Below are 25,586 nucleotides of genomic sequence, written 5' to 3' on the forward strand. Positions count from 1 at the left end.
ATTAGTGCGGGTAGTTCATAATATTCCACTAAGATGTGAGGGAATACAGCAACAGTTATCTGAGATTGGGCAATAATACTACATTTTAAAGACGTGAAGACCGATCTAGCTATTAGCCCAGATATTTTTACAATCATCGTATTAGACAGTAGTTTGTTATTCTAAAAGCTTATGCAGCCGACCAACCCTGATCAATTTACAGAAAAAGCCTGGGAAGCGATCGCTCATACACCCGATGTCGCTAAACAGTATCAGCAACAGCAGCTAGAAAGTGAACATCTGATGAAAGGGTTGCTGGAACAGGAAGGACTAGCCAGCGCCATTTTCACTAAAGCTGGCACAAATTTGCAAAAAGTTCGAGATCGCACCGAGCAATTTATCCAACGTCAACCCAAAGTATCGGGGACTAGTGCTTCTGTTTATTTAGGACGCAGCTTAGATACATTATTAGATCGGGCAGAAAAATATCGTCAAGAATTTAAAGACGAATTTATTTCTATTGAACATTTATTGTTAGGTTACGCCAAAGATGATCGGTTTGGCAAAAGTTTACTGCAAGAATTTGGTTTAGATGAAAACAAACTCAAAAATATCATTAAAGAAATTCGGGGGAAACAAAAAGTGACTGACCAAAATCCAGAAGGCAAATATCAATCACTGGAAAAATACGGACGTGACCTCACAGAAGCCGCTCGCAAAGGTCAATTAGACCCCGTAATCGGTCGTGATGATGAAATTCGCCGCACAGTACAAATTCTCTCCCGCAGAACCAAAAATAACCCGGTTTTAATTGGTGAACCTGGCGTGGGGAAAACGGCAATTGCGGAAGGTTTGGCACAGCGCATTGTAGCGGGTGATGTTCCCCAATCTCTCAAAGATCGGAAACTCATCAGTTTAGATATGGGGGCTTTAATTGCGGGAGCAAAATTCCGAGGTGAATTTGAAGAACGTCTCAAAGCCGTATTAAAAGAAGTCACCGAATCTGGTGGGAATATTGTATTGTTTATTGATGAAATTCATACTGTTGTCGGTGCAGGTGCAAGTCAAGGAGCTATGGATGCCGGAAATTTGTTAAAACCAATGTTAGCACGAGGTGAATTACGCTGTATTGGGGCGACAACTTTGGATGAATACCGCAAATATTTGGAAAAAGATGCCGCTTTAGAAAGACGCTTTCAACAAGTTTATGTAGATCAGCCCAACGTTCAAGATACAATTTCCATTTTACGCGGTTTGAAAGAACGTTATGAAGTCCATCACGGGGTGAGAATTTCTGATAGTTCCCTCGTCGCTGCGGCCACTCTCTCTAATCGTTATATTAGCGATCGCTTTCTGCCCGACAAAGCCATTGATTTAGTAGATGAAGCCGCTGCTAGACTCAAAATGGAGATTACCTCCAAACCCGAAGAACTGGACGAAATAGATCGGAAAATCCTGCAATTAGAAATGGAAAAACTCTCTTTACAAAAAGAAAGTGATCCTGCTTCCCGTGAACGGTTAGAAAGATTAGAAAAAGAACTCGCTGACCTCAAAGAAGATCAAAGAACCCTTAGCACACAATGGCAATCCGAAAAAGGGATTATCACCAAAATTCAATCAATTAAAGAAGAAATTGACCGAGTTAATTTAGAAATTCAACAAACCGAAAGAGACTACGATCTTAACCGGGCTGCGGAATTAAAATATGGCAAATTAACAGACTTACATCGGCAATTACAAGCCGTAGAAACTGAACTTTCCCAAACTCAAAAAACCGGAAAATCACTATTACGCGAAGAAGTTACAGAAGCCGATATTGCCGAAATCATTTCTAAATGGACAGGGATTCCCCTGAATAAATTAGTCGAATCAGAAAAAGAAAAACTCCTGCATTTAGAAGATGAATTACATCACCGGGTTGTCGGTCAACATGAAGCCGTTACCGCTGTCGCAGATGCCATTCAACGTTCTCGCGCTGGACTTTCTGACCCAAACCGTCCCATTGCGAGTTTTGTCTTCCTCGGTCCAACTGGTGTCGGTAAAACCGAACTAGCGAAAGCCCTAGCTGCTTATATGTTTGATACAGAGGAAGCTTTGGTGCGGATTGATATGTCCGAATATATGGACAAACATAATGTTTCCCGTTTAATCGGTGCGCCTCCTGGCTATGTCGGTTATGAAGAAGGAGGACAATTAACCGAAGCCATTCGTCGTCGTCCCTACGCAGTGATTTTATTTGACGAAATCGAAAAAGCCCACCCCGACGTATTTAATATTTTCCTGCAAATCCTTGATGATGGTAGGGTGACAGATGCCCAAGGTCGCACAGTAGACTTTAAAAATAGTATTATCATCATGACCAGTAACATCGGTTCTCAATATATCCTAGATATATCTGGAGATGATACTCGTTACGATGAAATGCGTAATCGTGTGATGGAAGCAATGCGAAGTAGTTTCCGTCCAGAGTTCTTAAACCGTCTGGATGAATTGATTATTTTCCACAGTTTACAAAAATCGGAATTGCGGAATATTGTTCAGTTACAAGTAGATAGATTAAAACAAAGATTAATTGACCGGAAAATATCTTTGAAATTATCCAGTTCTGCTCTTGACTTTTTAGCAGAAGTAGGGTATGATCCCGTTTTTGGGGCAAGACCATTAAAACGAGCAATTCAAAGAGAATTAGAAACCCAAATAGCCAAAGCCATTTTACGCGGTGATTTTAGCGACGGTGACACCATTTTTGTAGATGTCCAAAATGAGCGTCTTGCCTTTAATCGCTTACCCGCAGAAGTGTTTACAGGTTAGATTTGAGAGTCCCTTCAAGCCAGGGAATAAATTCCCTGTCTAAAAGCTAAAGTCGGTTAAAACCGACTACTTTGGCATAAAATAAATAGGATGATTTTTGATTTTGAGTTAGAGGTTGTTTGAAAAGTATTATATCAAACCCGTAATCTCCAAAAACCTAACCCCCCTACCCCCCTTCCCTGCAAGGGAATGGGAGTTTTAAAGCCTCTCCCCTTGCAGGGGAGAGGTTTGGAGAGGGGTCAGTCTATACATTCAAAACTTTTCAAACATCCTCTTAACCAGAGTGGATTTTAACGCACTTTAGCTAAATTGGTAAAGACTTGACAATAATTTGAGAATTATTAAAAAAGGAAAAATTATGCAATCTCCTCTTTACTTTTTCACTGTCGAAGAATATCTAGAATTAGAACAATCTAGCGATATTCGTCATGAATATTTTGCTGGTGAAGTCTTTGCTATGGCTGGAGGTAGTAAAGAACATAATATAATATCTGGAAATGTTTACTCGCTTTTACGTTCTGGGTTACGGGGTAGTTCCTGTAATGTTTTTATGTCAGACATGAAAGTGAAAATAAATTTAGCCAATGATAATAAAACTATATTTTACTATCCTGATGTGATCGTTAGTTGCGACACTGAAGATCAAGACCGTTATTTTTTGAATTACCCTTGTTTAATTATCGAAGTGCTGTCACCAAGTACAGAAACTATAGATAGACGGGAAAAACTGGTAAATTATCGCAGTTTAGCAAGTTTGAAAGAATATGTTTTAATTTCTCAAAATGAAATCAAGGTAGAAGTTTATCGTCAAGATGAAAAAGGAAATTGGACTATACAAATTTTGATTAATCGTGATGATAAATTACATTTAGATTCCGTTGGTTTGATTCTAGAAATGGCAGAAATATATGAAGATATTATCAATATTTAATTGTTTAATTTAGTTAGAGAAAAAAATAGCAGATAGATTAAATAGACCACAATTCAGACAGAAACTTCTAATGAAGAAAATATCCCAACCTGTAGTACAAGCGTAGGGGTTTAGCAGTGCTAATAGGTGTCAACTTAAGTTAAAAATGGCTTATCTGTTTGCTTCCACACCCGCCCAGAAATGAATTTCCGGGCTAATAGCCAAAGTAAACTAAAGTTTACTCAAAAATTTTTGGGTTATTTAGTCATCTTTAGATGACTTTTGCTATTAGACTGGGAATTCATTCCCAGTCGGGATATGGGTTTTACGTTAAGTTGACACCATTAAGCAGTGCTAAACCCCTACCCGCTAAACGACACTCAAGTTTACTTTGACAATAATATCATTGTAATCGTTATCTCCCCCACCTGCTAAATCTTCAAAACCAAAGACGTTATTTCCTAACAAACGAATGTGATCTACCTTATCACTATTAGCTCCTAAATAGGCAAAGTAAGCTTGGTCAACTTGTCCATTTAGAACTTGATCTACTGTCCGACCATCTGTAAGAATAAACGGCGCAAAAATACTTCCTCCTGTCAATGTTTTATCTGTAAAAGTCCCAGTTCCTTGGTTATTAACTCTGAGGTCAATTCCCGCCACACGGCTCTTTATAGCCGCTTGAACATAACCTGCTTCACCAGGACGGAAATCAACTGTACCATTGCCATCAACATCAATGCCACCATTTTCATCTGCTACTTTATAAAAGCCGACGAAGTTGTTAAAAGCAGCTTCTCTATTAACAGTAAAATCAGCCTTTACATCTTGGGTTATACCTCTTAAATCAAGAACTTCTCCTTGTTGCTTTCCTTGTAGATTTGTACCCAAAGGTAATGAGTCGTCGGTGGATTTAATATTAACTACCAAATCTTTGAAGTCAGTATTATTATTAGATCCATCTTTCCAAGCTAAGGAGAAACCATCAGTACCTAAGTCGGTAATTTTTTGGCGGGAGATGTCAGAGAAAAGTATCTCTGATATTGGGGTGATGCCATTTTGGACGCTATCAATTGTACCATTTTTAACTAATAAGAATCTCAGGTTATTGCCAGATTCAAATTCTATTAGGCTTGTGAGGTTGTTGATATCAAATCCATTGGGGACATTAGCAATAGTTGAGAAAATCACTTTTGATTTGTTCAAAGCTGCTTGGGTATAACCTGTTTCCCCCGGAGCAATGCCGTTAATTTTACCTTGGGCATCATCAACTGTAAATACAGCCAGTTCATTGACTAGATTAGAATTACGTCCTGCAAGGTTGACTTGAAGTTTTGGTGTGTTACCAGAAATTGTAAAGATGTCATCAGCAATTTTGCCGAGGCTAAGGGTACGTTGTAAAGATCCAGTGATGTCAACGGTTACTGTTGCGGTGTCGAAATTCCCATTACCGTCACCAACAGTATATTCAAAAGTATCAAAATCTGTTGCTTCGGGTGCTAACAAATCAAACTGTCCATTAGGATCATAAGCAAGAGTTCCTGCGTCAGTGAGGCTAACAATAGCTCCTGATGATAAAGTCACCTTATCGCCCAAGGAGATATCGCTATTGTTGATTTTAGTAATCGTTAGAGAGTCATCATTAGGATCACTGTCGTTGCTTAATACGTTAATTTCAACAGAAGTTGACGAGGTGGTGTTAGTGGTGTCTGCAATGGCAATGGGGGCTTGAGCAGATTGTTTGAGAGCATCAATTAAGACAGAAACCACTTGTGAAGCATCCGCCGCCTGAAAGTTTTTGCCACCGGTTGCATTGGCAAGTTTTGTAAAATCGGCCGCTGCTGATGGATCATTCCCAATAAGAACACTGAAAATTTCGACTGGAACGATGATTGGAGAGCCTGTAGCATCGGCAGATAATACAGAGAAACTGGTAACAGAGAGTCCGTCTGTGGGGTTAGTGGTTTGGACATCACTGGCAAGCAAAGACCTTGCAGAAACTGATACATCAAGATTTGCAGCTAGTTGAACGACTTGATCAAAAAGGTCGGTATCTTTAGCTGGTGCATCACCAAATAGGATGATCCGTCTTGCATTTGCTTCTTTTCGCCATTCACCTGCACCGCCAGATAATGCGCGAATGAGTCCAGCATTAACAACTTCGGGAAAGTCACCACCACCACCAACTGAGATGCTGTTAATGGCTTGGAGGGCTGCGGTTTTGCGATCTTCGATTTTCGGGTAATCTGTGAAGGAAAGGAAGGTATTGGTAGTGGGATCGTTATAACCAACTACGGCGATCCGAGAGTTAAGAAAGCTATCAAAGATGGAGTTGATAATGTCGCCTGCACTGGCTTTAACCGCATCAATATCATCAAACATACTGCCAGTCGTATCAATGACAAAGGCGATATCTTGCCCTGGTCTGAGGTCAACTGATTTATCGGAAAAGACTGCGGTTTCAATGTTTGTAAGGGTGTCAGAGCCGTCTCTATCGCTCAATTTGTCAGTAATTTTGACAGATTTGTCGGACAGAAACTCGATATCATAATCAGACCTAGCACCTTGATACCTGGATTCGTCTTTGTCTTTTTCTGGAAATAGTCCGAATAGGAACGATCCTCCATCTATTGTGTCATCACTTTCACCGCCAATGAAAACATCATCTTTTGAACCTCCAGTAAGATTATCTGATCCTCGACCGCCAATCAGAACAACACCGTTATCCTGGTAAGGCTTCAAAGTTGGATAATCCGAAACTTTATCAGCAGAAAGATTATTATCACCTACTGTCCCATATAAAATTGGCTTGTTCTTGTAAAGAAATTTTGTAACACCACTATTGAATAAATTATCCAACAATGTATTTGTATCTGAAAACAATTTTGTTGGAGCCACAATAGAGAGTCCCCAAGACTCTGTTTTGGCATCATCTTCAAAAAATGAGTCTATATTGTATGTTCTTGCTCTAGAAGCTGATTCAAAAAAGTTGATATTTACCGTTCTACCAATATTTGACGGATCAACACGTTGTTGAAGATAGCCATTAGCTAATGTTGCAATTATATCGCTTGATTTAAAATCAAAGTTTTCTTGGTATGGTACTAGCGTTGATCCTTGCGGTCTTTCTTTCTTAATTCCAACCGCAAAATCCTTTATACGTTTGTCGCCATTTAATTCAACTATAAATTTTGCACTATCAGAAATTTCAAACGATTGGGAGTTATATATATAAACTCGCTCTGCATAATCGTCTATGTCATCGCGATAATTATATTGATTCATATCCCAAATATAACCACTCCTACCAGGAAGTCCATAAATAAGTGATAATTCTTCCCTGGTATAGTAAGGTTTTTCACTATTATTCGGTGGGATAAATGGTCTGGTATCACCTGGAAAATTTGGAGCAAAGAAACTTCTTACAACTTGGAACTGGATTCCAAGAGCAAATCTTCCCGCACCATTTGACATAAATTCATTTAGATTAACATCAACGGATGTTATATCCGATTCAGGTCGAATTAACTTATTATCGAGAAGATTACTAGGAGTTGATTTAGTTCCATACAAATACAAATTGGTAATTTCTGCTGGTGTTAAATTTGCCATGATGACCCTCCATTATTAATTTTACATTTTACGTTTTACCATCGGATTGCACCACAATTTTGTGGTGCATTTTCAAACTTAATTATTTTTGATTTTTGACTACCTTTATCATCCAGATAACGGACTTCAAAATTAAGAACTATGGCATCACCAGAATTATATCCAGTGATGCGATCTAAAAAATTAGCCGGTGGAAGGTCATATCCTCCCCCAGGATTTACTTGGCAGCAATTCGGATTTTTTTGGATAAATTCCTCAAAATTATCGTACCTAATTTGCCTATAATACTGAGTTCCTTTATCTACGGTTTCTATTGGGATACGTTCTCTGTTATTTTGATAATTGAATGCCATCTGAATTTTTTCTTTGTCACTTAGATAGCGCATTTGCTTAAAGCAAAATTTTGAATAATTTAGACCAAAATACAAAGTAGTAACGGATACTATTGTACTACAGACAGTTGTTAGCCAAAATCTAAGAGTCATACTTGTTGCTAATTTTTTAGCATAAGAAGAGGTAGAGCCAAATAATATTGAGATTGAGATAGATAAACAGTAATACATTGATTTGTGGTGAAAATACCACAAAAATAGGGTTGTTTGTCAATTTTTGATACAAAAATACAAAAAATGGTAGCTAGAATAACTAGACTACAATCCAGTGTATTCAATAACACAAAACCCAAGTGATTTTAAAAGTTTATCAAACCCATGTCATCTATCTAAAGACGTAGATTAAAAGATTTTTAGTAAAATTAAGCACGATTTATAGAAAGCAGCGCACTAAAAAAGGGAGTTGTGGAAATAACCCCCTGACTTAATGCTTTGTGACTGGACAAATTAAAACGTTTACTGGCAGATATGCAAACAAAGATTTCTTAGGAGGCTACTGTATGCTACGGAAACACATACTCACAGAGAATTAACAGTTTCAAACCCACATAGAGTGCGGGGGTTAATTAACCCAGTCCCCAACTTAAAATGAAGAACCAGGTTCTTCCAAAAATTCTTCTTCCTCTGGAGTAGAGATCCGTCCTAAAATGGCATTGCGATGGGGAAAACGACCAAATCGGGCAATTATTTCCTTGTGTCGAAAAGCTGATTCAATCGCTTTTGCACTGTAGGGATCATGACTAAGTTGTTGAAATAGCTTAATGCACTTGCGTTGATCAATCGGGTCTTCACTGTGTTCAAAGGGTAAATATATGAACCAGCGTTGCACAGCCAATAATTTTCTATCATAGCCTTTGTTTGTGGCGTGTTGCGCTAATGACAGTGCTTCCCAGTCCGTTGCAAAGGCTTGTGGGGTATCACGAAACATATTTCGGGGAAATTGATCTAGCAACAGAATTAAAGCTAGACAAGTTTCTGGTGAATTCATCCAATCATGCAAATATCCGGCTACCGCTTGTTGGTAATCTTCCAGAAAAAGGTCGCGGACTTTAGCATCGAAATCCGGTTGTTTTTCAAACCAAAATGGTTGAATTTTCCCGTAGTTTGGGTCATTAGGATGACCAAACCAAAAATCCAAAATAGTTGTTACCTGTGACATTGCTATTATTGATGATTACAAAGCACCTGTCGCATTTTACATAGATTTGCTGGTAACTCCAAATTCATTGCCTGTTCAATAAAAATTGAGGGAATGGGAATATTGGGAGTGGCTTGTACCGTATAAGCTAAGAGAGTACCATTACCCATATCTTTAAGTTCTAACTTGGCGTGAAAATCTGTAAATGAGCCTTTTTCCATCTGAAAGTGGATTTGCTGTCCTAATACTTCCACCACAGTCAGATAAATTTCTACTTGGGCTGTAAAAAATAAAAAAGCTTTTTGTGCCGCTTGATACAGCCGTTTAACATCACCTCTAGATATAACTTCGCTTTTAGTAACATCGGGAAAATATTGTACCCAACGGGGGTAATCTGTAATTTGTTGCCAGACATGGCATCTAACTAGCGGTAGGTACATACAAGCGGTAACAGCACCACCCCAGTTAGTATGAGAGCGAATTTCTGTGAATACTTCTCCTTGAATTAGTCGTCTTTGCTGATCTTGATTCCAAAGTGTATCTAATAGAGGTTGCTTGGCGTAAGCGACATTTTTAAGATTTGAGGTTGACATATATAATGCAGATATAGTGATTTTGGTAACGTTTTAAGTGATTAACCTTGATGATTTCATTGAGTTTAACTCACTTAATTCTAATTACAGTTCAATTTATGGAGTTTTCGCAGATAATTAGTCTCAAGTTCATTTTCAATAATAGTACCTTTGCCATTTTTTGTAGGTTGGGTTAAGCGATAGCGCAACCCAACGCATTTGTTGGGTTATGGCTCCACCACACAGGGGAAACGCCTCCCTTGAGGGATACATGAACGTGCCTCAATCCAACCTACGAATCAAGGCTTTTTTCAATTTGGCGAAGGTATTGCAATAATGAAATTATGATTGCTACATCCAGTATAAATTAGGTTTGAGAAAAAAATATAATGACTCAATCATCTTTAAATGGAAAATTAATCCAGGGTTTTGGGATTCTTTTGGGTATGAGTGTATCCTTGTTTGTACTCAGAGGCTTGGGTATTCTTACTTTCTTTCCTGGGGGTGTAATTGTTTTACTGTTCTTTGGAGCGATATCTTTGGCAATTTTCAGTTACTTTCAACGAAGATGGTGGCGTTTTTAACTATCGAGGACTTACGCACTATACAAATTAGACATCATTTCCGGCATATTACTAGGTGCTTCAAATGGCAAAACTTTGTTAATTGTGGGCAAATTATCGGGTATGATGCACCCGACAAGAGATAAAATCCACAATACATCTTTTGTCAAATCTGTCAATGCGTAAGTCCTATGATCATCAAATCCCTGCTTTTTCAAGCGAGGAGTCAGTATTAATTACCGACACTGACGATATTTCACGTGGTAAACTAAACCGCGATGGGCGAGATCAAAAGAGTCAACAGTGGCCATCCCTTGACCACTAGCGATCATCGCAGCATTCACCCGCATATTTACACTATCACCACAGGCTGACCAGACATCACCTACAGTCACTAATTTATCTCGAACGTTGTACTCAGTTTCCCCTGTAAAGGTTCTAGAAAAGACGGGGCCACGCTGACCAGCAAAAAAGTATTCTGCTCTTAGTTTCCCCGTTGTACCGGGAGCAACATAGCCCCGATAATCAGCATCGTAGAGGGAAATTTGAAACCCTTGGGGTACTTGAATCGGAATGCTCAAATTACAGCTTTTGCGTGCTTCTGATGATTTATTTCCCAGAGCGATAAATTGATCAAATAGAATACTTAGCTCTTGACCATCGGGACTAACGTTGACACTAGCAGATCCTTCAGGGCAACCATTACCACCATATCCTGCACCTACGATTTTAACTTTGCTGTCAGCAAAGGCAGGCCCAACAGAAGCTATCATCAGTGCAGCGGCAGCCAGAGAAGTTTGTACAAACTTGATAGATTTATTCTGGAAATTTTGATGATTCATAACTTATGTGTTTTGAGTATTTTCAGTAGTGTTATTACAAATGTCAAACAAAAGTTGTTATTACACAACTTTATGGACATCAAGACGGATATTCAGGTGAATTTGATTCATTTAAAACCAAATTAGTAAACAAACTTAACTTTTTTTAATAACCGCCATTTTGCACCTTCAACGAGTAAAAATCTTGAGATGATTTTGTAGTCAGGACTTCAGCCCTTAAATTAGGACTAAAGTCCTGACTACAAACCTGGAATTATTCAGGCGGTTCTCCTGATAGTTAGTACATAACAACTATCAAAGGCGAGATTTAACAAAGGATAAATAAAAAAAATCTTCTTAATTTGGGATGAAGAAATCAACAGGTTTTCATGTCCTAATCAAGATCAGGAAAGGCTTTAATAAGACAACGTTTTTGAATTAATTCTTAAGAGGTACAAAAATGAAAAAATATATATGTACGGTATGTGGCTATGTATATGACCCCGAAGTAGGCGATTCTGATAGTGGAATAGAAGCAGGAACAGCCTTTGAAGATATACCAGATGATTGGCTGTGTCCAGTTTGTGGTGTAGGAAAAGAAGACTTTGAAGCGGTGGAAGAGTGAAAATAACAGCTACTCTAGTTAAGTAGGTGCTATTAAAAAAATTTTTGAAGTTGTTACCCTTGCAAATTGTAGTTATTGGTGGTGGGGCGGCGGGATTCTTTGGTGCGATCGCTTGTGCTGAAGCTAATCCTCAAGCCCAGGTTACTTTAATCGAAGCTAGTCGTCAACCTTTGGCGAAAGTTCTCATTTCCGGTGGAGGACGTTGTAACGTTACTCATGCTTGTTTTGAACCCAAAATTTTAGTTCAGAATTATCCTAGAGGTGGTAAAGCCCTGTTGGGTGCATTTACCCGGTTTCAACCTCTAGACACCATAGCTTGGTTTACGGAACATGGGGTGAATATAAAAACGGAAGCTGATGGCCGGATGTTCCCAATTACAGATCGGGCAGAAACCATTGCTGAATGTTTAATTAAGGCGACTTTTGATGCCAAAATAGAACTTTGTATTGGCACACCTGTTACCGCTGTCACTCGCAAAAATGCCGGGTTCGAAATTCTGCTCAAATCGGGAGAAACGAAAGAATGCGATTGCTTACTTTTGGCTACAGGTAGCAGTTTAGCAGGTTATAAAATCGCTAGAGAATTAGGTCATGACATCCAACCCCCTGTACCTTCTTTGTTCACCTTTAATATTGCAGATCCTCAACTGCGGGAATTAGCAGGAATTAGTGTTAATTCTGTAAATCTGCGCTTACCTGGGACTGGAAAAACCCCATTCCAACAAACAGGCCCATTGTTAATTACCCATTGGGGTGTGAGTGGTCCAGCAGTATTGAAACTTTCGGCTTGGGGGGCGAGAATTCTCCATGAAAACCGCTATCAACATAAATTATTGATTAATTGGTTGCCAGATTTATCCCAAGAGGAAGTGAGACAAAAACTTTTAACAGTCAAAGCTGAATGGGGACAAAAAGCGATCGCCCTCCATCGTGGTCTAGACTTACCTCATCGGCTTTGGCAATATATTATCAATCGTACCCATATTCCCACAGAAGAACGTTGGGCAACCATATCCAACAAAACCCTAAATCAACTAGTCCTAGAAATCTCCCAAGGAGAACACCTAATTACAGGTAAAGGCGCATTTAAAGAAGAATTTGTCACCTGTGGAGGAGTCAACCTCAAAGAAGTCAACTTCAAAACAATGGAAAGTAAAATAGTCCCCGGCTTGCATTTTGCTGGTGAAATATTAGATATTGATGGTATCACCGGTGGCTTTAACTTCCAAAGTGCTTGGACAACAGCCTACTTAGCCGGTCAATCCATGACAAAATCAACAGAAGATAACTAATTTCTTCCTTTGCGCCTTTGCTCCTTTGCGTCTGGGCGCGAAACAAAAATCTATAAATCGTGTTAGCAAATCAATATGAAATTTAGTGAAATTCTCAATCAACTGGGTGATTATATTACCCAAAGTAGCCTTGAAACTGATGTAGAAATTACTGGAGTTGCAGCCATAGACGAAGCGACATCTGGAACTCTCAGCTATATAGAAGGCTCTAAATTTGCTTCATTGCTCAATTCTACCAGTGCGAGCGCTGTAATTTTGCCCCCAGATGAAAAATTGCAGAATCAAGCCACCGAAAAGGGGATTGCCTGGTTAACAACGAATGAACCAAAACTGTTGTTTGCCAAAGCGGTCACTCTTTTTTATCAACCCTACCGTCCTAGTCCCGAAATTCACCCCAGCGCGGTCATTCACCCCACCGCCAAAATTGGTGATGATGTTTATATTGGCGCTCATGTTGTCATTTCTGAAGCTGTGGAAATTGGCAACTATGCCATTATTCATCCCAATGTTGTCATTTATCCAGAAGTCAAAATAGGCGATCGCACTACCTTACACGCTAATTGTACCATCCACGAACGCAGCCAAATCGGTGCAGATTGCGTTATTCATAGCGGTGCTGTCATTGGTGCAGAGGGATTTGGCTTTGTGCCTACCCGCACCGGTTGGTTTAAAATGGAACAATCAGGCTATACAGTTTTAGAAGATAGGGTAGAAGTAGGTTGTCATACAGCCATAGACCGTCCCGCTGTGGGGGAAACCAGGGTGGGCAAAGATACTAAAATTGATAATTTAGTCCAGATAGGACATGGTAGTCAAATTGGGGCTGGTTGTGCCATAGCAGGTCAAGCAGGCATGGCCGGAGGGGTAAGACTAGGAAATCGGGTAATTTTAGCTGGACAGGTGGGAATTGCCAATCAAGCTAAAATCGGGGATGGGGCGATCGCCTCTGCTCAAACTGGTATTCACTGCAATGTCGCACCGGGGGAAATTGTCTCAGGTACTCCAGCAATGCCGCACAAAGTGTACATCAAGGCGGCAGTAATTTATAATCGCTTGCCAGAAATATATCAATTCTTTAAACAATTAAAACGCAAATCAGGTAATCAATAATTGTCATTAAAGAATGAGATTCCGTTTCTACCCCCACGCAGTTGCTACTCTGATCACTAACCTGTTAAGGTGCTTGTGTGGCAATTGCTAATCTTGCTCCTTTTACCTGCCGCACCCGATCCATCACTACCACGACTTGACCATGAGTAGCACTTTGATCAGCATTAATAATCACTACCACTTCCGTATTTTTGCCCATTAATTCCTGTACCTTTACTGGTAAAGTTTCCAGAGTTACTGGCTGGCGATTTAAACTCACATTCCCTGCTGAATCTACAGTAACGGTAATTGGTGCGGCTGATGATTGGGCTTTGGCTGTTGCTGCTTTAGGTAAATTAACTGGTAACTCTTCAGAACGATGTAAAAATAAAGTGGACATAATGAAAAATGTCAAAATCGCAAAAATGACATCAATCATCGGCACAATATTAATCTGGGCTGGTAAATCTGGTTCATCTGGTAGACGCATTATGATTTATCCCCTCTTTCATACTGGTGACGATAAACTAATTCTAATTGCCCACCATATTCTTGAATCCAGGCAATTTGTCGTAAATACATTCCCCGAAAGCTATTCGCAAAAAACAAGGTAATAATAGCTACAACTAATCCCGATGCTGTGGATACTAAGGCTTCACTAATCCCAGAAGTGACACCAGCGGTTTTTGTCCCACCGACATCACCAATATTTAATGATGCAAAAGAGCCAATCAAACCCAAAACTGTCCCTAATAATCCCAGCAAGGGGGCTAAACCAATAATTGTATCAAAGATATTTTGAAACCTTTTTAATAACGGGATTTCTGCCTGGGCCTCACTTTCTAAAGCCAAGCGGAATTCCTCTGGGTTGGGTTCTTCCAATTCTAAAGCCGCTAGAAAAATTCGCGCAATCGGTAAATCAGCATTTTTGTGTAGTATATCTAGAGAGGTAACTACATTACCTTGACGATAAAAACTTAACACCTGCTTGACTACGCGATTCTGACGGCCACTAATTCCTATCCAAAACGTAATCCGTTCCAGAATAAGAGTGATTCCTAAAACGGAAAAAAATAGCAGTGGCCACATAACTACGCCACCGGCTTTGAATAAGTTACTAATTTCCATTGACTCTTTTACTAATTCTTGATACAGCTAGATTAACAGATTTTCAAGAAGAGCAAGTCTAGGCGATTGCTATGGCAGAGTGTATTTGTGGTATGATTTTTTCAACTGAATATTGGTACTGATGTTCTCAATGTTCAAAAAAATAAAAAAAATTTCTTTTTTTGGGGTCAAAACCTATTGACTTTATTTTCTCGGCGTGATATTTTGATAATGGGAATGCGTGCCTAAATAAAAATTTTGCTTATGTCCGATTATAATGATATAACTATATTACCACATTTAGCCCGCCCCGCACCCTCAAAATAAAAAATTTTTTCAAAAAAACTTATTTAAAAATAGCAAATCAATAATTTAAACTTATGAATTAGCACAAGAAACTCAAATCATCTTCCTGCCCTGAATCACCTGTAAACTTCCACCAGCATATAAACTAGGTTCTCCCACCAAAAGGATTGCGGGAAGGCTGGGAGCCGCGTCTCTTTAGGGCGCGGGGGAAAGCCTACCCGTGCGGTTTTAACCGCTTCCAATATTCTCAACCATGATGCGGGTCATTAATATATCTTTCTATTGTGTCGGCGGCAACATTCCCCGCAGTTGAAAAGAAATAGCTACTAGTCCAAAGTGACGGTAGCTTTTTTAATTCTGGAAACTCTTTTCTTAGATAATTAGATGAGCGTCCTTTAAATGCTTTAACTACCTGAAATATTGCATCGGTTGGATGAATCTCTACAAATAAATGAATATGATCTGGCGCAACTTCTAACGCACGAATATTCCAGTCTTTTTCAATAGCTAATGCCGAAAATATCTCAAAAATCCTATCTCTGATTTTCCCAACAAGTACCTTCTTTCGGCGTTTAGGTATCCAGACTAGATGAATCACGCTCAACCCGACAGCGTGATTATAATGCCGATATTCATAAGAACTTTTTTTCATAGATTTTAGCTATTGACTTCCTTTTAATTGTAGATTAACATGGTTGTATCGTCAATCACATCAACAAAATAAACCTGTGCAAATACGCTGGAGATTCAAGCTAAAACCGAATATTGGGCAACAAGCCTTAATGTCTGAGTGGCTTGTTACTTTGCGGAAACACAGAAATTATTGCCTGGCAGAACGTCAGCGCGGTTTTGAAACTAATAACCAGAAATCAGATGAGTCCGTGATGTACTATTATGGTGCATTTTCAGACTTAGATAGTCGAATTGAATATGGTTCTTACTGTCCTTTGACTTGCCCCGTCGTTAAGCATGGTGTAATGTCCTCTGGGTTAACAAAGAACAGTAAAAAGCATGGTTTGATTTGGGGTAATGCGAATGATATTCAAAGTAAAAGAACAACTGAATTGCGTTCTGAGTCTGAATGGTATAGCCGAATTAATTCAGATGTTTTACAAGGTAATTTAGGTAAATTAGATATTGCTTATACCGGATTTTTTCAACACAAAAGGGGTTTCCCTGCGTTCCGTAAAGCAGCTAACTTTAAAACTTTTCAATTCAAGCCAGGACAAGTAAAATTAACTGTTAATCGTGAATCTAATCAGCCAAGATGCTATTCCCATGCCTACTTTCCTGGACTGGGGACTATGCGCTATTTTGATAGTCGGACTATTCCAGTAGATGCTGATATTAGAACGGTGACAGTGATTAAAGAAGCTGACGGATGGTACATGAGTATATTACTCAATTTACCTGAATCTCTACCTGAAGTCACAGAAATTGAAACCGTCAAATCAGCAGTAGGTCTTGATGTAGGAATTAATAAATTAATTTCTTTGTCGGATGGTTCGTTTATTGAAAACCCTAAATTTGCAACTAATAAAAAAGTTCGCCGTCAATTAAGAATTAGACAACGCCGAGTTAACCGCAAAGTTAAAGGTTCTAACAATCGCAAAAAAGCCGGGAAAATAGTTGCCAAGCTACATAAAAAAATTGCAGATAAACGGAATGATCATCAATGGAAAGCAGCCGATAAAGTTGTTAACACCGCTGAGGCAATTGTCCAAGAGGATATAAATGTTTTGGCTATGAAGTCCTGCTGCAAACCCAAAAAGCAGCAAGGACGATTTATGGCTAATGGTCAATCTGCAAAACGTGGATTAAATCGCTCTATTTCTGATGCAAGTTGGGGCGAATTATTTTCTAAGATTGCTTGGCTGGCATTGAAGTCTGGTAAGCCAGTATTATCCGTTAATCCTAAATTTACTTCTCAAGAATGTTCGGCTTGTCATCATATTAGTAAAGCCAATAGAGATGGCGAAAAGTTCATTTGTGAAAATTGTGGTCATATTGACCATGCTGATACTCAGGCTTCTCGGACAATTTTACGAAGAGCTAATTTAAATTTTGTCAGCAAAGACATTAAAAACCTACCGGGGGACTCTCGGAAAGTTACGCTTGTCAGAGATGATTCTGCCAGTAATGGCAAACAGGATCAGGGCAAGAACCGTACATCTAAGGTAATACCTGAAAAGCGGATATTATTCGAGCAGTTGTCTTTACAATTATTCGATTAAGAATCCCCGCATCTTTAGACCGGGGAGTGTCAAATCAAATAAATTATCTGCAAAAGGCATATCCTCAGCAAACGCTTCTATATACCTAGCATTTGGGACATTTTTCTGCGCTCGCTGGATAGATAATGGGGAAGCATCCAAGCCAGTGACATTTTCCGAAAAATTCACTAAAAATCTGGTTACTTGACCACTACCACAGCATAAATCTAAAATCTGAGTATCCGATTGCAGTTTTAAATTTTGTAAAGCCAGTTGACGAAACCGGGGTTCACCACCCACAGTCACAGCCGCTAACCGGGAGATGCCATCATATAGCCATTGGTATCTGTAACTTAAATCTCTAAAAATTGTGGCCATTGTTTTTTTTCCTGCCGATAAAGCTTTATATTTAATAAAGATATATTGTTAACATTAGTGAAAAATCTGTAAGGATTGGGGGAAAGTAACTGCTATGGGTCGTATAGGGGTATTATTACTTAATCTCGGTGGTCCCGACAAACCAGAAGATGTCGGACCGTTTTTGTATAATCTGTTTTCTGATCCAGAAATTATCCGCTTACCGTTTCGCTGGATGCAAAAACCTCTAGCTTGGTTTATTGCTACGCGTAGAGAAAAAACATCTCAAATAAATTATCAGCAAATCGGCGGCGGTTCTCCATTGCGACGGATTACAGAAGAGCAAGGAGCAGCCATTAAAGCTCAGTTAGGTGAATTAGGACAAGAAGTTAATATCTACGTGGGAATGCGTTATTGGCATCCTTACACAGAAGAAGCGATCGCCCAAATTACTCAAGATAACCTTGATAAATTGGTAATTCTCCCGCTTTACCCCCAATTTTCCATCAGCACCAGCGGTTCTAGTTTCCGGTTATTAGAACAACTATGGAAGGAAAACCCCAAACTCCAAAGTCTTGAGTATACCGTTATTGACTCTTGGTACAAAGAACCAGGTTATCTGCAAGCAATGGCAGAACTTATAGTTGGCGAACTGGAGAAATTTCCCCGTCCTCAGGACGTGCATATCTTCTTTAGCGCCCATGGTGTACCTAAAAGCTATGTAGAGGAAGCCGGCGACCCCTACCAGCAAGAAATTGAGGAATGCACCGACTTAATTATGCAAACCCTCAACCGTCCCAATCCCCACACCCTAGCTTATCAAAGTCGTGTTGGTCCTGTTGAATGGCTAAAACCTTATACAGAAGATGCACTGAACGAACTCGGTGTAAAAGGTGTGAAAGATTTAATAGTTGTCCCCATTAGTTTTGTTTCCGAACACATCGAAACCCTACAAGAAATTGACATTGAATATCGAGAAATAGCGGAAGAAGCAGGAATACACAACTTCGGACGTGTCCCTGCGCCCAACACCAATCCGGTATTTATTAAAGCCCTATCCGACTTGATCATTGATGCTCTCAAACAACCTGACCTGAAACTCTCTCAAGTCACCCAAATGAAAAAAAGGGTAAAAATGTATCCCCAAGAACGTTGGGCATGGGGAATAACCACCAGTGCCGAAGTCTGGAATGGTCGGATAGCCATGCTAGGATTTATCGGGCTAATTATTGAGTTAGTTACTGGTAAAGGATTACTGCACGTGGTCGGGCTTTTACATTAATCTTCATAATTGGTAATTGTCAATTATCAATTTTTACCTTTAGACCAGTCATACCAGTATTTTCCACTAAGAACAGCCAGCCAGAGGAGGATTAAAGCAATTAATCCTCCTTGAAGAGGAGCATCCACAGCAAAAAATATAAGTGTAACACACAGGACATCTTGCGTAAACACTGCCCATATTGGCAATCCACGCAAGCGATAAAACCAACCTAATAAAACTAGCTGCAATACCAAAGCTAATAAACCACCAATCAAAGCAACTAACCAACTTGGCGTGGTTATCGCTGAAGCAACAGACAAGCCCATTAAAGCTCCTACCAAGGGAGACAAAAATAAATGAACTTGCTGGACTATTCTCTGGCCAATGAGTTTTTTGGAAGCGAATAGTTCAAATAAAGACCAACTGGTGAGTAGTCCGATTAAAACATGGGGAGAAATGCGTGATAGGACTGGCATCTGCGACCAGAGTTCCTCCCCTTGGAGGATACCAATAATTAGTAAAGGTACACCTATTCTCATCCCAGCAGCAGCACCAGCAGATAATATAGCGAGAATTTCAATCATGGGTATATCCCCGACTTTACCAAATTAGCAAAGGTGCTTTATATTTTGAGTATAGTAATCAGCCATATATTTATTCTTCACTTTGCGACACGGAAGAAGTCAGTGGTCAGAGGGAATTGACAATTGATACCAATTACCAATTGACAATTACCAATCCTAGTTCTAAATACCCAGTCGTTGATAAACTTGTTCTAAATGCTTGAGATGATGTTGTGGATCAAAACAGGCTTCTATCTCTGCGGGTGACAAGTTTTGAGTGACGCGAGGATCTTTGCTGATTAAATCACGGAAGTTGCCTTCTGGTTTATTCCAAGCAGTGTGGGCGCTTTCTTGGACTATAGAGTATGCTTCTTCGCGGTTAAGTCCTTTGTCTATTAAGGTTAGTAATACCCTTTGACTAAAGACTACTCCCCCATAACAGTTGAGATTTCGGGCCATGTTATCAGGATAAACCAACAAGTTATTTACCAAGTTGGTGATTTCATGCAGCATGAAATGAGTCAGAATGCAAGCATCTGGTAAAATTACTCGTTCTACAGAACTGTGGGAAATATCCCGTTCGTGCCACAAAGCGACGTTTTCTAATACTGCCCCTGCATGACTTCTCACCAGTCGCGCCATCCCTGTTAACCGTTCGGAACGGATAGGATTACGCTTGTGAGGCATAGCACTAGAGCCTTTTTGCCCTTTAGCGAAAAATTCTTCAACTTCTAAAACGTCTGTTTTTTGCAAGTTGCGAATTTCTACAGCAAAGCGTTCTATGGATGCAGCGAGTAATGCTAACTGTTGCACAAAGTCTGCATGAATATCGCGGGAAATTACCTGAGTGGAAGCAGTATCGGGTTTCAGTCCGAGTTTTGCACAGGCGATCGCTTCTACACGTGGTTCAATGTTGGCGTAAGTTCCTACCGCACCGGATATTTTGCCAACAGCGATGGTTTTCTTGAGAATTTGTAGCCGTTCTTGGTGTCGTAATACTTCCGCTAACCAACCAGCTAACTTAAAGCCAAAGGTAATCGGTTCAGCGTGAATACCATGCGATCGCCCAATCATTAACGTATGCCGATGTGTTGTGGCTTTCTTACGAATGGCATCAATTACATCTTCTAGGCGTTTTAACAACAAATCCAGACTAGCAACTAATTGTAGTGATAAAGCAGTATCCAAGACATCAGAACTAGTTAAACCTAAGTGAATATAGCGTCCTGCATCACCTACATATTCATTAACATTTGTCAAAAAAGCAATGACATCATGATGAACTTCCGCCTCAATTTCTAGCACCCGCTGCGGGTCAAAATTCGCCTTAGCCTTAATTTCTTCTACTGCTGCTGCTGGAATATAACCCAGTTCTGCCTGTGCTTCGCAAACCGCGATCTCTACATCTAGCCAGGTTTTCAGCTTATAGGTTTCACTCCACAAATTGCCCATTTCGGGCAGGGTATAACGCTCAATCACATTCACAGCATCTAATACAACTGTCATATTTTACATTGAAAATTACCCACTCTTAATGCTTATCCCCACCAGATAACCGTCATATTGCAATTGAAAATTACCCCAATTCCCAATTAAAGCTACCAACTATCTTTGACACTCTCAGCGGTTTTAGCGCTCAAAACAACTGCCAATCAAGGTGTCGAAATTGCGCTTACTTTTATTGTTTTCAGTGTTTTCAGAATCCATCACTAAGCCAAGACTCGGTACGCTCCACACCCTGCCATTACTCGCTCTTTCTTGTCAATACTGCCGTTAGGACTTGAACCTAACAGTTGTTTCATAGGAGCCAGGATTTCTCCGTACTAGGATGCTTCAACACATAGATGTTTTTTATTCTTACTCACAATATAAATTTGACTTTTTATCGGCTAAATTGATTAAACTGAGAAAATTAAACCTAAAACAAGTAACATTTGCCGGAGTCTTCGCAATAATGCCAGAGACACCATAATCAAAAAAGTAGCTGCGATATTTAAGTTTGACTTAAGTGGAGTAGGTAGAGGCGCTTTAAGTGCGCCTAAGAAAGTTCTTTTGTGGACTCTTCAGAAATCCCCGCGTCTTCAGTCCGGGGAAGCTTAAGAACCAATATTAACTTCAGGTTAAGGACAAAAAAATGCTGGCTATGCATAGTATTCAGAATGCGGATCAGCTAAATCTCAAATTAGAATCAACTTTACAGGAATTACCAGTTTGGACAATTCAAATTGAAACAGATCATCCAGGTAATGAATTAGCAATGCTTTTTGAAGAAGATCCTTTGCTGCCAGGGATTATCTTGACTAAAGAAAAAAAATATGTAGGCATGATTTCTCGACGGCTATTTTTTGAACAAATGAGTCGTCCCTATGGTTTAGGACTATTTGCCGGTCGCCCTGTCGAATATCTTTATAATTTTTTACAACCTAAAACATTTATCTATCCAGAGGATACCCCAATTGTCGAAGCAACTCAAATAGCTTTAGGGCGATCGCACAAACAGGTATATGAACCACTGGTGATTACAGATCAATCTTATCAATATGGATTGCTAGATTTTCATCAGTTACTTTTAGCCAATTCCCAAATTCATGTTTTAACATTAAATCGCCTGCAAAAAGAAACAGAAAAAGCCAGAATAGCTAAGGCTGACTTTCGTGATCTTCAGCATAACTATAGCCGATTATTACAAAACGACAAAATGATTGCCTTGGGACAATTAGTAGCTGGGATTGCCCATGAAATCAATAATCCCATGAATTTTATTTATGGCAACCTCAATTATGCTGTCGAATATGTTCAAGATATACTCTACATCCTGGAAAATTATAAACAAGAATTATCCTATGCTGACGCAATATCTGAAGCTAAAGCGAAGGGAATTGAAATAGAATTTATTCTGGAAGACTTACCAAAATTACTATCTTCCATGAAAGTTGGTGCTACAAGAGTAAATGAAATTGTCTTATCTTTACGTAATTTTTCCCGATTAGATCAAGCAGAAATTAAATTTGTTGATATCCATGAAGGTATAGAGAATACATTAATAATTCTCAAACATAGTTTAAAAGCTAGACCTGAGCGGGTAGAAATTGAATTAATTAAAGAATATGACAAATTACCATTAATAAAGTGCTATGCAGGGCAACTGAATCAGGTATTTATGAATATTCTTGCCAATGCTATTGATGCTCTTTCTGAAAGTGATAATTTAATCCTAAAAACCCGTAAAAATTTGCAAATTCGGATTCGCACAGAAATAACTAATGATCATTATGTTGTTGTTCGCATTGCCGATAATGGTTCAGGCATTTCAGAAGAAGTCCAAAAACGATTATTTGACCCATTTTTTACTACCAAAGCTGTAGGCAAAGGAACAGGATTAGGATTATCAATTAGCTACCAAATTGTAGTTGAAAAACATGGTGGTGAACTTTATTGTATATCTACTCCCGGAGAAGGTTCTGAGTTTATTATCAAAATCCCAGTTGTCTCGAATCACTCAGACAAAATACAGCAAACTTCAAAGTTTATGGATGAATTTGACTCAAAATAAACCGCAACCGATCATAATCATCTTTGAGTAACATACTCAGATGTCTTCCAGCTTTAATCAACCATTCTCGGTCAGTTTTTCGTAACTGATATATTCCCCGAATAGCGGCTGCGGCCAAAGAATCTACAGGCGCACCACTAATAAAAAGTAATGTTCGTAAAAAATCTAGTTCTTCTGTAAACTGAATAATTTCTTTTGCTTGACAATGATTAACAGCTTGGTGAATTTGTGGCGGACGAGGTGGCAAATATTGATACATTTTGCTGTTATTACTATTTAGAGATTTTTCTTTAAATCCCACAATCGCTGCTCGAAATTCAGTTTTGAGCATGGAAAATATTTGGGGTTGTTCCTCACGCAAAGCTTCTAAAGATAATCCTAGTGCAACTGCCCGATGTACAGAATCAATAGGCATCGTTGTGGCATGATAAACTACGGCATAAACTTGATTACCTGATTCTTCATCTACAGCACAAACCCAACTTCCAAAAGGTGGCATTGGTGGAAAACTCAAGTCTTCTGGTTCTAAACATTGAGCCAAAAATTCTGTAGTTGTGGTTTCAATTATCTCTGCAAAGTGATGGGAATGGCGATTGTCAATAGCAAACTGTGGTAAAGGTAGACGCATAAGCAATTAAAAATTATCAATTAAAAATTAAAAATGAATAAACATATTTTCTGAAGGTGCGATTAGTCAATAGTCTTAGTGAAAAACTAATAACCACTGACTAATAACTAAATTACTATTTCCCTTTTTTCTGGATTGTAGTTTCCACCGGTTCTAATTCTGTAAGACGGAAAGTAATTATTTTATCCCAATTACCACCTTCAAACAGTACAGCTACTTTACCATCACTAACTCGTTGGACAAGTCCTTCTGACCGATAATATGTATCAGCAGGATTTTTGACGCGAACAGTTGCTCCAGGTAGGATCATCATATTTACCCTTATTGGTTTCTTATTTCTAGCTTAATTGGTAATTGGTAATTGGTGATTGGTAATTCTATTCTTTCTCCTGCTTCTTTAACTCCTGACTCGGTGACTCCTCTTTAATAATACTTTTGGCGTTGACGATAATTAGCTACAGATTCTACTATACCGATGGCAATAAAGTTAGTCAGCATCGCCGAACGTCCATAACTCATCCACGGTAAGGGAATTCCCGCCACAGGTGCTAAACCAACTGTCATACCAACATTCACAATTAGTTGAAACACAATCATAGACAAAACACCAATAGCCAAAAGTGAACCAAAGTTATCTTTAGCGGTTTGAGCTACATGAAGTAAACGGAAGCAAATTAAGCAAAAGACCGATAGTAAAACTAAACAACCCACAAGACCAAATTCTTCAGCAACAGCCGAGAAAATAAAATCTGTGTGCTGTTCCGGAACAAAATTCAGTTGAGTCATGGGACCTTTAAACAAACCCCAGCCCCAAACTTCACCAGCGCCAATAGCAATGCGAGATTGAATCAGGTGATAACCAGCGCCAAGAGGATCATGCTCAGGGTTGATAAATACACTAAGCCGATTTTTTTGATACTCTTTTAATACATGATTCCAGGCAAAAAGGCCTAATTCGCCACCGAGCATATTTAGACAGAATGAAGCAATAGCAGCAATACCAAACCGCTTCCAAGGCAGACTAAACCAACCAACTACCCCCATAGATACTGCCCATACTAAACCTAATATGCTTAATGATATGTCTTTAGATAACATTATGGGCGTTGATAATGGCCAAGATATACTAAATAATATTGCTGCCATTACCGGGGAAACCATGAGTATTAACCAGCCGGGGTTGGCATTTGCCCAGTACAACATTCCTAAAAATATTGCCCCGAATACCAGCGATGTTGCCAAGTCTGGTTGTAAAAATACCAATGCCCAAGGTACAACCGTAATTGCCAAGACACGGAAAACACTCTCTAGAGTAGAAGCAGTTCGCCTATGTAACAAAGCTGCTAAGGTAATAATTAATCCTAATTTGGCAAATTCTGAGGGTTGAACATTAAAACCCGCAATACTAATCCAACGCTGTGCGCCTTTGGCACTAGTACCAGCGAGCATGACAGCGATTAAACTAAAGTTGGTCAGCCCATAGATAAACCAATGCCACTCCATGAGGGTTTCATAGCGGCAACGAGCTAAAAATAAGGCGATTATTGTCCCAATAGCGGCTGTCAACCAGTGCCACCACCAGTCAGTTACAGGTTGCTTCAGTTCTGTACTCAGAATCATTAGCCCCCCGAACATACTAACAGCAACGGGGAGAAAAAATAGTAGCCCATCTATTTGTTGCCAGGGCTGAAGCCAAGATTGCCAACGCATTTTAGGGAACGAAGGTTTTAATAACATTGTGTGAGGAGGATGTTGGGCAGGGGAGTAGGGCAGTAGGGGAGTAGGGCAGTA

General features: G+C 39.4%; 22 protein-coding genes and 1 pseudogene. 9 read left to right on the forward strand and 14 right to left on the reverse strand.

Translation table 11 applies throughout. The annotated features are described in order from the left end of the window. Positions 1 to 171: 171 nt before the first annotated feature. Together clpB and PN450_RS05575 are read left to right on the forward strand one after the other, a co-directional pair. A complete protein-coding gene (gene clpB, locus PN450_RS05570; RefSeq protein ID WP_168633835.1) occupies positions 172 to 2,790 on the forward strand; it encodes an ATP-dependent chaperone ClpB in 2,619 nt (872 codons plus the stop codon). A gap of 358 nt (positions 2,791 to 3,148) precedes the next feature. Then, positions 3,149 to 3,721: a Uma2 family endonuclease gene (locus PN450_RS05575; RefSeq protein ID WP_271835673.1), complete on the forward strand. Its 573-nt coding sequence runs from the start codon at positions 3,149 to 3,151 to the stop codon at positions 3,719 to 3,721. A 348-nt stretch (positions 3,722 to 4,069) separates the two neighbouring features. On the opposite strand, the gene PN450_RS05580 is transcribed toward PN450_RS05575, so the two are convergent. From PN450_RS05580 to PN450_RS05595, 4 genes are all read right to left on the reverse strand, one after another. Next, a complete protein-coding gene (locus PN450_RS05580) occupies positions 4,070 to 7,312 on the reverse strand; it encodes a DUF4114 domain-containing protein (RefSeq protein ID WP_271835675.1) in 3,243 nt (1,080 codons plus the stop codon). A gap of 35 nt (positions 7,313 to 7,347) precedes the next feature. After that, entirely contained in the window at positions 7,348 to 7,665 is a 318-nt protein-coding gene (locus PN450_RS05585; RefSeq protein WP_271822495.1) for a hypothetical protein, read from the reverse strand. 622 nt (positions 7,666 to 8,287) lie between these two features. Next, positions 8,288 to 8,863: a DUF924 family protein gene (locus PN450_RS05590; RefSeq protein ID WP_168633831.1), complete on the reverse strand. Its 576-nt coding sequence runs from the start codon at positions 8,861 to 8,863 to the stop codon at positions 8,288 to 8,290. A gap of 5 nt (positions 8,864 to 8,868) precedes the next feature. Further along, on the reverse strand, positions 8,869 to 9,435 hold the full coding sequence (locus tag PN450_RS05595) for an SRPBCC family protein (protein ID WP_271835676.1): 567 nt from the start codon (positions 9,433 to 9,435) through the stop codon (positions 8,869 to 8,871). A 368-nt stretch (positions 9,436 to 9,803) separates the two neighbouring features. Between PN450_RS05595 and PN450_RS05600 the strand changes: the two genes are divergently transcribed. Continuing rightward, positions 9,804 to 9,998: a hypothetical protein gene (locus tag PN450_RS05600; protein ID WP_148762727.1), complete on the forward strand. Its 195-nt coding sequence runs from the start codon at positions 9,804 to 9,806 to the stop codon at positions 9,996 to 9,998. A 215-nt stretch (positions 9,999 to 10,213) separates the two neighbouring features. Here PN450_RS05600 and PN450_RS05605 read toward each other — a convergent pair whose 3' ends face one another. Beyond that, on the reverse strand, positions 10,214 to 10,819 hold the full coding sequence (locus PN450_RS05605; protein WP_271822493.1) for a DUF4360 domain-containing protein: 606 nt from the start codon (positions 10,817 to 10,819) through the stop codon (positions 10,214 to 10,216). A gap of 439 nt (positions 10,820 to 11,258) precedes the next feature. On the opposite strand from PN450_RS05605, the gene rd reads away from it, so the two are divergent. The 3 genes from rd (at position 11,259) to lpxD (ending at position 13,825) form a co-directional block, all read left to right on the forward strand. After that, complete coding sequence (gene rd, locus PN450_RS05610; RefSeq protein ID WP_271822492.1) at positions 11,259 to 11,423, forward strand: rubredoxin; 165 nt, start codon at positions 11,259 to 11,261, stop codon at positions 11,421 to 11,423. A gap of 50 nt (positions 11,424 to 11,473) precedes the next feature. Beyond that, entirely contained in the window at positions 11,474 to 12,715 is a 1,242-nt protein-coding gene (locus PN450_RS05615) for a BaiN/RdsA family NAD(P)/FAD-dependent oxidoreductase (protein ID WP_271835679.1), read from the forward strand. Positions 12,716 to 12,790: 75 nt separating this feature from the next. Further along, positions 12,791 to 13,825 (forward strand): UDP-3-O-(3-hydroxymyristoyl)glucosamine N-acyltransferase, encoded by a 1,035-nt coding sequence (lpxD, locus tag PN450_RS05620; protein WP_271835677.1) that lies wholly within the window; start codon positions 12,791 to 12,793, stop codon positions 13,823 to 13,825. 64 nt (positions 13,826 to 13,889) lie between these two features. Here lpxD and PN450_RS05625 read toward each other — a convergent pair whose 3' ends face one another. From PN450_RS05625 to tnpA, 3 genes are all read right to left on the reverse strand, one after another. Beyond that, positions 13,890 to 14,294 (reverse strand): ExbD/TolR family protein, encoded by a 405-nt coding sequence (locus PN450_RS05625; RefSeq protein WP_271835678.1) that lies wholly within the window; start codon positions 14,292 to 14,294, stop codon positions 13,890 to 13,892. Further along, positions 14,294 to 14,932, reverse strand: coding sequence for a MotA/TolQ/ExbB proton channel family protein (locus PN450_RS05630; RefSeq protein WP_148762717.1), 639 nt, complete (start codon positions 14,930 to 14,932; stop codon positions 14,294 to 14,296). Before PN450_RS05630 ends, PN450_RS05625 begins: the two co-directional genes overlap by 1 nt. Positions 14,933 to 15,464: 532 nt before the next feature. Then, positions 15,465 to 15,869 (reverse strand): IS200/IS605 family transposase, encoded by a 405-nt coding sequence (gene tnpA, locus PN450_RS05635; protein ID WP_039202577.1) that lies wholly within the window; start codon positions 15,867 to 15,869, stop codon positions 15,465 to 15,467. A gap of 76 nt (positions 15,870 to 15,945) precedes the next feature. Here tnpA and PN450_RS05640 point away from each other — a divergent pair, with 76 nt between their 5' ends. Further along, the gene (locus tag PN450_RS05640) at positions 15,946 to 17,451 is read left to right on the forward strand and encodes an RNA-guided endonuclease InsQ/TnpB family protein (protein WP_148762715.1); all 1,506 of its coding nucleotides are present in this window, start codon (positions 15,946 to 15,948) and stop codon (positions 17,449 to 17,451) included. A gap of 30 nt (positions 17,452 to 17,481) precedes the next feature. Here PN450_RS05640 and PN450_RS05645 read toward each other — a convergent pair. Then, positions 17,482 to 17,808: pseudogene (locus PN450_RS05645) on the reverse strand (class I SAM-dependent methyltransferase); the annotation flags it as partial. A gap of 94 nt (positions 17,809 to 17,902) precedes the next feature. On the opposite strand from PN450_RS05645, the gene hemH reads away from it, so the two are divergent. Further along, the gene (gene hemH, locus PN450_RS05650) at positions 17,903 to 19,069 is read left to right on the forward strand and encodes a ferrochelatase (protein WP_148762713.1); all 1,167 of its coding nucleotides are present in this window, start codon (positions 17,903 to 17,905) and stop codon (positions 19,067 to 19,069) included. Between the two features lie 26 nt (positions 19,070 to 19,095). On the opposite strand, the gene PN450_RS05655 is transcribed toward hemH, so the two are convergent. Continuing rightward, the gene (locus PN450_RS05655) at positions 19,096 to 19,635 is read right to left on the reverse strand and encodes a DUF4126 domain-containing protein (RefSeq protein ID WP_015081175.1); all 540 of its coding nucleotides are present in this window, start codon (positions 19,633 to 19,635) and stop codon (positions 19,096 to 19,098) included. Positions 19,636 to 19,797: 162 nt separating this feature from the next. Continuing rightward, positions 19,798 to 21,093: an adenylosuccinate lyase gene (purB, locus tag PN450_RS05660; protein ID WP_148766908.1), complete on the reverse strand. Its 1,296-nt coding sequence runs from the start codon at positions 21,091 to 21,093 to the stop codon at positions 19,798 to 19,800. Positions 21,094 to 21,748: 655 nt separating this feature from the next. Between purB and PN450_RS05665 the strand changes: the two genes are divergently transcribed. Next, the gene (locus PN450_RS05665; protein ID WP_148762711.1) at positions 21,749 to 23,167 is read left to right on the forward strand and encodes a sensor histidine kinase; all 1,419 of its coding nucleotides are present in this window, start codon (positions 21,749 to 21,751) and stop codon (positions 23,165 to 23,167) included. Here PN450_RS05665 and PN450_RS05670 read toward each other — a convergent pair. The 3 genes from PN450_RS05670 to rodA all read right to left on the reverse strand — a co-directional run bounded on the left by PN450_RS05670 (position 23,142) and on the right by rodA (position 25,532). Continuing rightward, on the reverse strand, positions 23,142 to 23,795 hold the full coding sequence (locus tag PN450_RS05670; RefSeq protein ID WP_148762709.1) for a hypothetical protein: 654 nt from the start codon (positions 23,793 to 23,795) through the stop codon (positions 23,142 to 23,144). The genes PN450_RS05665 and PN450_RS05670 overlap by 26 nt on opposite strands. Before the next feature lie 115 nt (positions 23,796 to 23,910). Then, complete coding sequence (locus tag PN450_RS05675) at positions 23,911 to 24,105, reverse strand: NAD(P)H dehydrogenase subunit NdhS (RefSeq protein WP_015081180.1); 195 nt, start codon at positions 24,103 to 24,105, stop codon at positions 23,911 to 23,913. A 113-nt stretch (positions 24,106 to 24,218) separates the two neighbouring features. Continuing rightward, a complete protein-coding gene (gene rodA, locus PN450_RS05680) occupies positions 24,219 to 25,532 on the reverse strand; it encodes a rod shape-determining protein RodA (RefSeq protein WP_168694776.1) in 1,314 nt (437 codons plus the stop codon). Between the last annotated feature and the right edge of the window lie 54 nt (positions 25,533 to 25,586).

This window comes from Dolichospermum lemmermannii CS-548 (assembly GCF_028330815.1).
Taxonomy (GTDB): domain Bacteria; phylum Cyanobacteriota; class Cyanobacteriia; order Cyanobacteriales; family Nostocaceae; genus Dolichospermum; species Dolichospermum lemmermannii.